General features: G+C 62.3%; 1 protein-coding gene. It reads right to left on the bottom strand.

The genetic code is table 11. From position 1 onward, the window contains the following. Positions 1-37 precede the first annotated feature (37 nt). The gene (locus ACNAZS_RS18835) at positions 38-14,305 is read right to left on the bottom strand and encodes an SDR family NAD(P)-dependent oxidoreductase (protein WP_415792030.1); all 14,268 of its coding nucleotides are present in this window, start codon (positions 14,303-14,305) and stop codon (positions 38-40) included. Positions 14,306-14,307 lie beyond the last annotated feature (2 nt).

The raw sequence follows: 14,307 nt of genomic DNA on the forward strand, positions 1-14,307 counted from the left end.
CGACCGCGCCTGCGCGAGAGAGGCTGCCAGCGTCTTTTCAGACAAGCTTTCTGAGCAATTGCGCGCCTTCGGCGGCATCCATCGAGGCATCATCGATACGGCTAATAATGTCCTCGATTACCCGCACGCTGTCGGCGAGTTCAGGCACAGGTTCGACTGCTGGTTTCGGCGCCGGCGTGGGCGACGCGACGCCATGTCCGGCCACACTGTCGATCCAGTAGCTATCCCGGGCAAAGGGATAGGTCGGCAGTTCGATGCGGCGCCCATGCCTGGTGGTGTCATAAAGTTTGTGCCAGTCAAATGCCACGCCTTGTACCCACAACGCGAGCGCGCGCGAGTACTCGCCCCTGCGTACACCTTCATCTATCGCCTGCAAGTCGTCGGGCGTCGGTACGAGGACGCGATCCTTTCTGTGCGGCACCGTGCCGCAATGGACGCCATTTGCGGCATGCTCGCCGTTGGCGAAGGCCCGCAACCGGCGACGCAAGACGTCCACACTGTCAGCCACAATGGCCAGCCGCACTTCCATGGCCTCGCGTCCTGTCTGCAGCGTATAGGCAAGCTCGTCCAGATCGAGACGGGTGTTCGCGTCGAGGAATGCGGCGAGTTCCCGCGCCTTTTGGCACAAGTGTTCGTCGCTTCTCGCCGACAGCGGAACAACCGTCACACGTGGGCTAGCCGGTTTGGTCCGCGCCTGGTCCACGCGATCGGGCACAAACTCCTGCAGGATCACATGGGCATTGGCCCCACCAGCGCCAAACGAGGAAATCCCCGCGATGCGCGGTTTGCACTGGCCGTCGACCACCGGCTGCTCCCAGTCCATGAGTTCTCGATTCAGGACAAAGGGGGTTTTTTCGAACCGAATATGCGGGTTGGCTTGTGCGGCATGCAGGCTGGGCACGATCTGGCCATGTCGGAACTGCAACAAGACCTTGGTCAGCCCCGCGATGCCGGCGGCGGCCTCCAGATGACCCACATTGGATTTGGCCGAACCGATGCGGCAAAAACCTTTGTCCCCAGTGGCGTCGCCGAAGGCCTGTTGCAGGCCGGCAATCTCTATAGGGTCTCCTAGATCGGTACCCGTGCCGTGGGCCTCGATATAGCTGACGTCCCGGGCGTGAACGCCTGCCTTGTCTAGCGCCCGGCGTATCAGATCTGCCTGCGCCACAGGGTTAGGTACCGTAAAGCCGTTGGTTCTGCCGCCATGGTTGACCTGTGTTGCCAGAATCACGCCATGAATAATGTCTTCGTCCGCCAGCGCGCGGTCAAGCGACTTCAGCAGCACCACGCCCACGCCCTCGCCCGGCACAAAACCGTTGGCACCTTCGCCGAAGCTACGGCAGCGACCGTCGCCGGACAGCATGTGCTGCGACGACATGTCGATGTAGCTGGTCGGATGCAGATAAAGATTGACGCCGCCAGCCAGAGCCATCTCGCAGTCGCCGTGGCGGATATGCTCGCAGGCCTCGTGTATGGCGGTCAATGACGACGAACACATGGTGTCCACCGGCAGACTGGGCCCGTGAATGTCCAGAAAATACGACAAGCGGTTGGCCACCGAACTGAAGGACGTCCGCGGCCAGAAACGCTCTTGCTCGCCCAGCGCCATGCGGTACAGGTTATAGCCTACCCGTGTAATGCCGGCGAACACACCCACCCGGCCCTGGAACTGCTGCTTTAATGCCTGGCGCGTATAGCCGGCGTTCTCCAGCGCCGCCCACGCAGTCTGCATGAACAAACGCTCCTGCGGATCCATGTTAAGTGCTTCGCGTGGCGGTATACCAAAGAACAGCGTATCGAACTCCGCGAATCGATCGATGAAGCCGCCCCATTTGCAATAGCTCTTGCCTTCGGCGACAGCGATGCGCTCGTCAGGTTCGTAGAACCCCTCCAGCGACCAGCGCGACGGCGGGATTTCAGTGATGCAATCCCGGCCCGATTTGAGGTTTTCCCAGAACGCATCTAGCGAATCCGCCATGGGATACATGCCGCTGATGCCTACAATAGCGATCCCTTTGCTGTGCGGCGCGTGTGATGGTGCGGACAGGGTTGGGGAAACGGGAGGCTCGACGCTTGCGGGAATGACCGTCGACGTACCGAATGCGGGCGTCGGCACCGGCTCCGGTGCGATCTGGACTTCCGGCGTCTGCGCAGCGCTGGGCGCTTGCGGTTTGGTACCAAACAAACCGTTCAGAACGTCGCGTTGCGTATTGAGCAAATGACGCGCCAGAGCCTCCACGGTTTGATTTTCGTACAGCAAGGTGGCGCCCACGTCGTCAAAATGCTGCTGCAGTTGCTGGTTGACCAGGCCGACGATGATGGAGTCGATGCCATAACTTTCCAGCGGCTCTGTGGCGTCTATCAGCGCAGGCTCGATTTTCAGCGCCTTGCCGATCAGCTGCTTGCAAAAACCAACGGTCAGCGCCAGCAATTGCTCGTCCGTCTGCGGCGCATCAACGGCAAGCTCGCTCCCCACTGCAGGCGCATACCGCACCGCCTGAACTTGTTCAACGGCCAAGGCAGGCATCGCTCGTGGTTGCTCTTTTTGTGCCCGCCGCTGTCGCGCCACGCCATCGCTGAATGCCACCACGATTTGCTGCCCCGACGCGTGCACCGGCGCGCACGGAAACTGCACACTGTGAAAGCCCTCTTCCTCCAGCACGCGCTGCCAGGCTTGCGGGTACAGTCCTGGCGAGCCGGGAATCCGTACCTCGCAGTCTTCGTTGAGCCACCATCCATCGAGCAGGCCGAAGGTAACGTGGCCGCGCAGCGACTTCTCGCTGATTTCATTGAGCAGCAGGACGCCATTGCGGCGCAACAGCGCCTTGGCGTTGCGCAAGGTGTTGCGGACGTTCTTAGTGGCATGGACGACGTTCGCCGCAATGACGAAGTCATAGCTTCCGGGTTGCACATCCTGACCCGCAAGGGGTTGCTCGACGTTGAAGAGTTGTGTGCGCAAATACGGGGCGCGCGGTGCATAGTGCTGCTGCGCATGGAACAAGAAAGCCTTGGACAAATCGGTATAGCAATACTCCGCCACTTGCGCCTGCCACGGCTGCAGCGCAGCGATGATGCCAACCGTGCTGGCTCCGGTACCCGCGCCTATCTCCAGCATGCGCAGATGCGCGTGCGGATCGGCCTCGACCCGCGCACGCACCGCAGCGGCCAGCGTATCGCTAAGGCTATGGTTGTACGCCAGGCCCACGGTCTCGGTCTTGTATACCCGCTCGACCAATTCCAGCGAGGAATTGGGAAAGAGCACGTCGGTCGCCTTGCGTCGGCCGACAAGAATGTCCGGCAACGCACGCATGGCGAGATCGACCAAGAGCGCCAGTTCCTTGGCGCCGGGATCGCGGGTCCACTCGCGCAACCCATCCTCCCAGGCCTGCCAGAGCTGAGGCAAACTGAGTGTTTCCGGTTGCTCGATCGGCATGAACGCGCGGCTGGCGCTCAGCCAGCGCTCATAGATTGGCAAAATATTGGGCGTGGCAGCCAGTATGCCGCGCAACAAACGCGCCAGCAGGGGCTCCATCTGTCGCCCCTCGTTCGCCGCAATATGGCGAAAGCGAGTACGGGAATCGATGTTACGGATCGCGTCGGCCACCTCCTGCATGGCGACTCCGGGCGTCGCACCGTAGTCGCTAATGCGATCACTCGGGTAAGACAGGGGCTCGACCGTCTGCGGCAATTTGCGGGTAATTGATACCTGGCTCAGCGTGCTGGCCAACACGTGATCCAGGATCGCCATGCCTTGTTCCGGATCCAGCGGTCGATAACCAGTTTCGTGGAAATACGCCTTCATAGCGTCGGTCATGGCCTCTCCGGCGCCGACCGACCAGTATCCCCAGTTGATAACCTGGACCTTGCCCGGCCATTGACGGCCCAGTTGCAACGCAAACGCATCTTTGAAGGTGCAGCCCGCCGAATAACCACTCATCCCGGCGCCACGCACGAACGAAGCGTTGGACGAGAAGAACAGCACAAAGTCCAAGGCCTCCCCGTCGAACACCTGGGCAATGCGCACCGAGGCATCTATTTTCACTGACAATATGGAACGGAAATCGGCTTCCGATACGGTCTTCAAGCTTTGGTCGAAGGTCCCCACCGCCGAATGAACGACGCCGTGGATGGCCGGATGGCGCGCCTTGATCTGCTGATAAGCCGCCTGCATTTGCAGCAACTGACTGGCGTCGGCCTGGATGTATTCGGGCGTACGACCCAGTCTGGAAATCTCGTCGATTTGCCGCTGAATGCTTGCATCGCGTGGACGACGGCCTATCCATACAACGCTGGCGTCGTAATGACGGATCAAATGTCGCGTCCAGATATTGCCCAATCCGCCGCTACCGCCGATGACCACGTAAACGCCGCGCTGGCGATAAGTCGGTGCGTCTTCCGGCATCTGGTCGACAGGGATCAATCGTTGCTCGAACCATTCGCTGCCGCGCAAGGCATAGCAGGCATTGCGGCCACGCAACGGCAGGCGATCCATGGCAGCCACCACCGGCTGCGACCACGCCTGCAGGTCGAACAGGCGGATTTTCCAGTGCGAATAGACTTCGGTCATGCAGCCCGCAAACCCTTGCAGGCCGGCATGCGTGGGATTCAGGCTTTCTCCCTGGCGCACCGGTAAGGTGTTGGCGACGATCATGTCCCACACGAGATCGCGCTTCTCGTCGCCCATGCCGACAAGGGCCTTGGCGATGCGCAGCACCTGCATAATGCCGCGTTCCTGATCCTCGATCAGAGTTTCCTCTGCCAGCGTCGCTACCTCGTGCGCCGAGGCGATCCAGATCAGTCGATCGAACGCCGCCTGCTGCAGTTTGTCGGCGATCGCAACCACATCGTCGGTGATCGCAATATCGATGAAGTGCAGGTGTTGCACGCCATGGTGGCTCTCCAGCAGGTCACGCTGCTGCGCATTCGCGCCAATGACCAGAACTGGAAGATCCATGGCCACTGCGGCTTCGTCTGGTACCGGCATGACGTCCCAGCGCGGCGTCATCATGACGGTTTCAGGCTGAGGCTCGACCTCGCTTACTGGCAGGTTCGCTGCCAGCCTCACAGCGACCTGGCGGTGCCCGGCAACCAATGCGCTCGAGGCCGTCGGGATTTCCGGCACTAGCCAATAATGCTCTTTGGCAAACGGATAATTGGGCAATTCGATGCGTTGCGGCTTGTCCGCGCCGTACAAACGGCTCCAGTCGAAGGCCAGGCCTTTCGCCCACAACGCCAGCAACTTGGACAAGCGCCGTTCGCCCAGCCATTTGCCGACCACCATCTCCTGCATTTCCTCATCTTGCGCGATCAGCTTGATCTCGTCGCGATTGCGCTTGACCTGGCCTTGGTAAACACCCGCCGCATTCGGCTCGCCGGATACGAAAGCCTGTAGCTGCGTCACCAGCATGTCGACAGAGCCGGCCAACAAGCCCAGACGCTCGCCCATGGCATCCCGGCCAACTTGCAAGGTATAGGCAATATCGGTCAGGCTGGTTTCGGGGTGGCGGCGCAAGAACGCCAGCAAATCCTCCGCTTTCTGCCGCAATTGAGCCTCGGTACGCGCCGACAGCGGGATCATCAGCTTGCCGTCTTCGGTAAGCACGTTCACCGGTGCCCGTGTCGCAACGGTGGCTGACGCTTCGGCCAGCACCAAATGCGCGTTGGTGCCAGAGAATCCAAAAGCACTGACCGCACCGCGGCGGCGCTGCCCCGGCGCCACGTCCCATGCGCGGCGCTGGTCGTTGATATAGAAGGGGCTGCCATCGAGCTGGATGTGCTCATTGCACTGCTGGTAGTTGATGGTGGGCGGCAGTGTTTGGTGGCGCAAGGCCTGCACGACCTTGATCACGCCCGCGATACCGGCAGCCGTCAGGCAGTGGCCGATATTGCTCTTGACAGAACCCAGCGCGGAATAAGCGTTGTTGTGGGTGAAAGCCCCGAATGCCGCCTTCAGGCCGGCCACTTCTATCGGGTCGCCCAGCTTGGTACCCGTGCCATGGGCCTCGATCAACTGAATCTGCGCGGGATCGATATCAAAACGCCGGTAGACCGACTGCAGCAGTTCCGACTGGGCGGCCTGGTTGGGCGCGGTCATGCCATTGGTCTTGCCGTCCTGATTGATACCCCAGCCTTCGATCACACCCAGAATCCGGTCGTGATCACGCTGGGCGTCAGCCAGGCGCTTGAGCACCACGACGCCGGCACCTTCGCCAGGGACAAAGCCGTTGGCGCGCTGATCGAAGCTGAAGCAGCGGCCGTCTACGGACAGCATGCCCGCCTGCGCCGTCATGATGTGCATGGCGGGCCCCGCCATCACGTACACCCCGCCGGCCAGGGCCAAGTCGCTGCCGCCCGTATTGAGGCTGTCGCACGCGTTGGCGACGGCCACCAGCGAAGACGAGCACGCCGTCTCGATCGCCATGCACGGGCCGCGCAGGTTCAGGAAGTACGATATCCGGGAAGCCAGAATCGAACTGGCGGCGCCGGTAAAACCTTGCGCGCTAAGCTGCTGTGTAGGGGCGATCTGGTGATATTCGCTGGGCCCACAACCGACGAACACACCGCACAATTGCCCTGACAATGAACCTGGGCTGTAGCCCGCATTCTCTATGCCATGCCAGCAGGTTTGCAGGAACACACGCTGTTGCGGCTCCATATTTTCCGCCTCGGTAGGCGAGATGCTGAAGAACAGCGGGTCGAACAAATCGTATTCTTCCAGCGCCCCTAACCAACGGCTGTTGGTCTTGCCAGGAGCGGCGAGGCCGCTACGGTAGTAGGTCTCGCTATCCCAGCGTGTGGCGGGTATCTCGCTAATGCAATCTCGGCCCTGGACAAGGTTCTGCCAGAACTCGTCGATGTTTTTCGCCTGGGCGAACTGGCCGGCCATGCCGATGATGGCAATGGGCGCGCGCATCGAATCGGACCGCTGAGGGATAGGCTTGGGAGCATGCGGCGGCACGACCACCGACTGGCTGACCAAGCGTGGTGCGGCTTGGGCCTGACCGCGCCATGACGCCAGGCGGCGTTTTGTCGCGAGCGGAGCGCTTGTCTTGGCAGCTACGGGCGACGATGCGGTTTCCTTTGCAGCGACAGTCACAGAAGCCGCCATGGGCATTCCCTCTGGCTCGCCAGCGGCCTGCATCGCCCTCATGACCAAGCCTGCGATTTCACCTAGCGTGGGATGGCTGTAGACCTCGGTCGCCGCAATGCCGGTACCGTAGGTTTCGTTGATCTTGCGCACCCATGTCACACCGGTAATCGAGTCCAGCCCAAGATCGATGAAAGGTGTGTCGTCCTCGATCTCGTCGGCCTGCAGGAACAATTCCTGCGCCAGCATGATCTTGAGGCTTTCGCGGATTTCCGACCCGGAGGCCACCGTCTCACGAGGCACGAGCGCGACGGGCGCGACGGGCGCGTTGACGGCATCGGTATCGCCGAAACGGGACCGTATCGTCGTCAACGTGCCCGTGTTGCCCACGAAGGTTTCCTCGTGCATGAGCAATTCCTGGCGATACGCTGCCTCGCGCGTCTGGCGCAGGACATCGGTCCACATCCTTTTTTGCGCGATCAGGGCCTCGCGCGGCCGGCACGCCAAGTGCCTGGCCAGCGCAACCGCCGCAGCCAGCACATTCTTGCGCGGCAGCACGTGCAAGGCAATGCCACGCGCCTTTAGTTCCTGCCCAGAGATTTCCTGGGCCGACAACAGCGTTTCGCGAGCCAGGTCATACCCCATTTTTGCGGGAAGCATCAGGGTGGAACCGGCGCCCGGCGTAAAGCCGTAATCCATGTAAGGGCTGAGGTAGCGGCTCTCCTCGGACAACAGCACCACGTCGGCAAACATGCCGAAAGACCAGCCACCGCCGATAGCGTGGCCCTGGATGGCTGCGATCACGGGCAGTTGGCAATCCATGGCCGCCTGGAAGATCCTCTCGTCCGTGAACTGCGCCTGACCTTCCTGAATCGCCAACAGCGTCTGGACCGTACCACCGGTGGCGAAATAGCTATCGAAGCCGGTCAGCACGACGGCCTTGTAGCTGGGCATGGCGGCAATATGCGCAAAGGCTTCCGACAAGCCGGCAATCAGATCCGGTGAGAACATGTTTTTGGCTGCACGATCGGCCAATGTGACGACGACCACGCCGTCTGCATAGGCTTGCACACTGACCACGGATGAGGCCAAGGCGATGTTATGCGCCAACGCGGCAGAATGTGTCGCCGGCGCCACCACCGCGCTGGCGTGCTCGTGCAAGGCGAAGCTTGGCAATGCGGCCAGCAGCGCGGCATAGCGCTGCGCCTGGGCCTGCTTCCAGCCCGTCAGGGCGGCCCGTGGCCAAGCGGTCCAATGACTCGCTAATTCTTGGGCCCGCACCACGACTTGCGCTTTTTCCGCCATCCGCAAGAAAACCGTCTGTGTTGGCAGCTCCGACCCCTCGTACGCGCGCTCGGACAGAGCCATTTCATAGCCCAGCGGCGCGCCGAGGCGCATGGCGCCCAAGGCCGCGACGTGACGCGCCGCCCGGCCAGACCAGGCGGACGTCACCGTATAACGCGCATGCCGGTTATGAACGACCGCGTCGCAAGCCAGGGCAAACAGCCAGGCCAGGCCCTCGACATCGCCTTCCAACGCCGCAATCACGGGCACTGGCGCGGCCTGCAGTCGCGACAGCAAGTCGATGAACGCGTCGGGATCGGCCTGCTGGCTTTGCAGTTCGGGGAGGAAACCACGGAGACCACCAACCAGGATGATGACTGACGTATTGCCGGGTTGCGTCGCCAATCGATCGAACACCGCATTTATCTGCGCGAGCTGTGACAGCTGCGTCGCATCGTCGCCCAGGCGAACGACGATGACTTGGCCGCCAACAGCGCTTGTCCGATCCGGTTGATAGGGGCTAAAAACCGCTGCCAACGGACTCAGGTCGCGCGCCAGATGGTTTTTGAGCAAGTGCAGGGCACGCTGTGGCTTTTTTGCCAGGACGGCAGCAAAGGCGAGCGCCTCGTCTACGCATTGAGTGCCCGGCGCCACCCGGCAAGACCAGCCTCGTTCATTCAACTGGCGGCCGCTGCACGGCGCGCTGCGGTAAAGCAGTTCATCCGCCACGGCATCGCCCAGGCGCTCGCGCAAATAACGGTCTTCCGCCTGGCTAGGCAGATAGGCACCATTGACATCGACAAAACCATGGATTGCCTCTGCGCCTGCCTGCAGGAAGTCACACATCGCGGCCAGCAGCAAGCCGCTGCCCGACGCGCCCTGCGGCGTGACGGCAATGACCGGACACGGCAGCGCCATCAGGGCTGCATACAGCGCGTCGCGGACAGCCGCGTTGCCGCAATCCCTGTCTCCTTGCCACGCAGCAGCATGGCGGCCGATCAACAGCACGGTCTTCAGGCTGGAGTGCCGGTTTACGTGCAGCACCGCCTGGCGCAGAGCGTCCAACGACGCTCGCAGTGCTTGGTGAATGTCGATGATGACAATGCCGGGAGCTTGCTCATGCGCACTCACCGCGATGGAGGTACTGTTCAGGTCGTGCGACGCCGATGTCGACGACGGCGCATGCAGTTGCGTTACAGGCTTGACGCTGGCGAGGCGCGGCGAGATGACGTGCGCCGCCCCCAAACGCACGGCAATCGGTTTGGCGCCTGGCGAGGTGGAGCGAGGTGTCGCGTCCCGTGTCACCGCCCATGACCGGGCCGGCATGGGATCGACAGCGGCGTCTGGCGGATCAATGGTTACGGCGTCGCGGTTGGCAGGCGCAAAGTTGACCGCGGTTGCGACGATTGGCGCCGCGCCGGCTGTCTTGGTATCAACGGCCGCCGCATCGACGGTCGCTACGACAGCCTCGGTATCGACAGTCACCATGCGCAGGCTGCCCAATTGCGCCCATACATGCCCCCCTTCATCGCATATCTGCACGTCGAATTCGCCACAGCCGATCGTGCGCAGGACAAGTACCGATGCCCCGCCGGATTTAGCCCAGACTCGCATGGAATCCAATGCCAACGGCTGCACGTCCTTGCCGACGAGTTGCGCTGTCCACTTCATCAAACTGGCCCAAATCGCCGGCGTCAGAATCATGTCCCGGTCCGCGCCATGGGCAGACCCCGCCAGCGGTTCTTCCACGACCAGTTGGCCATCTCCCATCCAGGCGCCGTCGCCCATGGGATGCAGTCCGGTTTTCATGCGCTCGAGTTCAATCCGTGCCGCAGCGGCACCCTCATAGGGCGCCACGCGACCCTGAGCGTGAACGGTATCGGTGCCCCCCTCGCCGCTGTAGATCTCGACGTCGACAACATCATCTGCGCGGGGAAAAAGGCCGACGCAAACCGCACGCTCTCCCGCCACGCTTACCGGCTCGCCCCAGTGGATATCGCGCCACTCCCAACACGCGACCGATGACGTCCGCGGTACCGACAACGCCACTGCCGCACGCAGTATTTCCAGCATGGCCAGCGGCGGCAAAATCTGATGGCCATTGGCATCAGTCACCAGCAGCGGGTCGGCGCCGCGCAAGAACGTCTGGTAGCACTGCCGGGTCAGATCCGACGTATTGGCGTGCACCAGGGAATGCAACACCTGCGAGCGCGATCCGGCCACCACGGGCCGCTCCCGCCAGTATGATTCCCGTGCGAAGGGATAGGTGGGCAGGCTCATCAACCGCGGCGGTGCGCCGCCGGCAAGGTCCTGCCAGTTCAACTCCACGCCGCGCGACCAAAGCTCGCCCAGCTTAGTCAGATTGCGTTCGGCATGCCAGGTCGCCAATGCACCCGCAAAGGCGACATCATCGGCCAGCTCCGCGACAGCATCCCTGTGCTTTCTGACCTGATCGTGGAAGACCGCGCCACCAGTGGCTTCACCGGCCACGAAGGCGCGCAATTGCGACAACAGATGGTCGATCGAATCGCTGATAAAGACCGCACGCTCGTCCATGGCCTCGCGCCCTGTCTGCAGGGTCCAGGCCAGCGAACCCAGGTCTGGCGCCTGCCCGGCGCGCTCGATGAGGACCAGCAGGTCAGTCACACGACGGATCAACTGATCAGCCGTACGCGCCGACAAGGGCACCAGTAACGGCGTGGCCAGCACCGGAGCCGTCACCTCCGGCGTCTGGTATTCCTCGATGATGACATGCGCATTGGACCCACCCGCACCGAAGGAAGAAATACCCGCCATCCGGGTACGCGCAACACCGTCGATCACCGGCGCGGGCCAAACCTGCAAATCCTGCACGACGACGAAAGGCGTGCTAGAGAAATCGATGTTGGGATTCAGGCGACGGGAATGCAGCGACGGCACGATCTGGCCATGCTTCATTTGCAGCAGCACCTTGGTTACGCCGGCAATGCCTGCAGCCGATTCACAATGGCCAATATTCGATTTGGCCGACCCCACCAGACAAATCCCCGTCTGGCCTTCGATTTGTGGCGCGGACTGGTGAAAGGCATTGCTCAACGCGGCGATTTCTATCGGATCACCCAGCTTTGTCCCTGTGCCGTGGGCTTCTATGTAATTGAGTTGACGGGCATCCACGCCCGCCTCGACCAGCGCGCGCCGGATGACATCGGCCTGGGCACGCGGGTTGGGTACCGTGTAACCGTTAGTCTTGCCGCCATGATTGAGGGCGCTACCACGTACAACACCGTAAATGTGATCGCCATCGCGCTGGGCATCGCTCAGGCGCTTGAGCACAGCCACGCCCACGCCCTCGCCCGGGATATAGCCGTCACCACCCTCGCCAAAGCTTTGACAGTGGCCGTCGCCCGAAATGAACTGTCCACCGCTCAGCATGGAATACTTACTGGGATCAATCGATAGATTGACCCCGCCCGCCAGGGCAAGACTGGTGCGACCCAGACGCAAATCCTGGCACGCCAGGTGGATGGCCGTCAGTGAGGATGAACACATGGTGTCCAGCGTCAGGCTAGGGCCGTGCAGATTCAGGAAATACGAGACGCGGTTCGCGATGCTGGCCAGGCTGCCCGACAAGTTGTACTCGCCGTACATCACACCCGCGTAGACGCCGATTTGCCCTGACGAACCGCCGGCATCGGCGACCTGCAGGCGAGCGCGGGTATAGCCCGCATCCTCGATCGCCATCCAGGCATGCTGCAGGAATAGTCTTTCCTGCGGATCGATGGTGCGCGCTTCGCGCGGCGAGATATTGAAGAATCGCGGATCGAACTCATCCGCGCCTTCGATAAAGCCGCCCCATTTGCTGAAATGAGCGCCGTCACGCGTGCGATCCTCGCTGTAGTAATCGCGCCAGTCCCAGCGCTGAGCGGGAATCTCGGTAATGCAATCCCTGCCATCGCGTAGATTGACCCAGAAAGCTTCCAGATCCCATGCCTCGGGGTAGCGGCCCGACAAACCGACGATGGCGATCGGCTCCAGCACGGCCGCGCGCATGGTTTGTCCAGGTGCGCCGGTGTCCGAGACACTGCCGCCCGACACCCGCGCGTGCGATGCCGTATTCCGACTGACAGCCTCCGCGCGGCGCAAACGGCGGCGGCGCGCAACAGGCGCGTTAGCGCCCTCGGCACGGGCCGGCACCAATGGCGTTTCCGGTATCGCGGTCAGCTTCGATGCCGCTGGCTGGCTACTGACGGCGAGCAGGCCAGCCAGCGTATCGGCATGCGAACGCACGAAGTAGCCGGCCAACTCCTCGATACTCAGGTATTCGAAAAACAACGTCTTCGGCAACGCGCCGAAACTCGCTTCCAGATGGCTGGTCAGCCGCATGGCCAGGATCGAGTCGATACCGTAGTTCTCCAGCGGCGCCTTGGTCTCGATGCGCTGCAGCGGTATTTTCAGCACATTCGCGAACGCCTCGCGCAAATACGCGCGAGTGCGCACTGACAAATCGCCGACTTCAGCCACCATGGGCGGTGTACGTACAGGCGGCGGCTCGATCACGCTGCCATCCAAGGCCCGGCGTATCTGTGCCGCATCGCCATGCATCACCATGATGTGGTCGTGGCGAGCGGCGAGCGCGTGGTGCAGCGCCCGCATGCCATCGGCGGTCGCCATCGAGCGCAGGCCCGTACGCTGCTCGAGCTGGCCCAGGCTGGTGGCGTCGATGCTCATGCCGCCATCTAGCCAATGCGGCCAGGCAATCGACACCGTCCGGCCATGCCGCGCACCGGCTGCGACCTGCGCATTGCGAAACGCCGCAAACTCGTCCATGAATCCGTTGGCCGCGGCGTAGTCGGCCTGGCCTACATTGCCCGCCCATACCGCGATGGAAGAAAACAACAAGAAAAAATCCAGCGGTAACGCGCGGCTGGCCAAGTCCAGGTTCTCTGTGCCGGCGATCTTGGGACGCAGCACTTCTTCGAACTGCTGCTGACTCTTGCGCATAATGAACTCGTCGCGCAAAACGCCTGCGCTATGCACGATACCGTCGAGTTGCCCGTAATCGTCAACGATGCCGTCGATCAGCGCCTGAGTGGACGCCGTATCGCTGACATCCGCCTGGCGATAGGCGGCGCGGTCGCCATCCAGCGTCTCCAACCGGGAGCGCACGGCGTCCGGCGCGGCGCGCCCGCACAATACGACTCGGGCATGGCCGGTCTGGGCCAGGATTTCGCGCGCCACCAGCATGCCCAGTCCACCCAGGCCACCCGTAATAAGATAAACGCCGTGTTCCTTGAAGAAGCAGGCCGGCGCAGCGGCCGTGGTGTCCGCCAACTCTCGCCAACGGCGCACATCGCGCGCGCCGTCCACATAACGCAGTACGCGTTGCCGCGGCTCGACGGCGCTTGCCGTCAGTTGCCGAACCAGTTCGTCCGTCGCCAGACTGGGGGCGACGAACACGATTTGCGCCAATACATCGGGGTATTCCAGCATAGCGGTTTCGATCAGGCCGGCAAGACCGGCAAAAATCCCGGCCGAGGCGTCGTCGGCCACCACCAGTTGCACCAACGCCAGGCCTTGCGGTTTGCGTACCAGCACGCCGCGCAGCGTTTCGAACAAGGCCGTGGCTACCGAGCGGTATTGCCCACCCAGCCCCAGCGCCGCATCGTCGCGCAATCGCTGAATGGCGGGTTCACCATATAGCTGTCCCCTGAGCTCGGCGTGGTCGATGTGCGGCAATCCGTGGACCAGCACATGATGCTCGGCATAAGACGCCACCTGTGCATACGCCGGCTGCCTCGACCGTTCCCAAACCGGCGCGACCTGCAGGATCGCCATCCTTTTGGTCGCGCGGGTTGTCGCTAGCTGCCTGAATTCGCGGACACGCTCGAGGGCCTCGCGTTGCGAAAGTCGACCAGCAGATACTTCGCGATAAATGTGCTCTAGACCTTGCGTCATGA

This window comes from Bordetella tumulicola, assembly GCF_965138755.1.
Taxonomy (GTDB): domain Bacteria; phylum Pseudomonadota; class Gammaproteobacteria; order Burkholderiales; family Burkholderiaceae_B; genus Bordetella_A; species Bordetella_A tumulicola.

Excerpts from the sequence above, each read along its gene's own strand:
- ACNAZS_RS18835 (WP_415792030.1), bottom strand. The coding sequence starts at position 14,305 with ATGACGCAAGGTCTAGAGCACATTTATCGCGAAGTATCTGCTGGTCGA.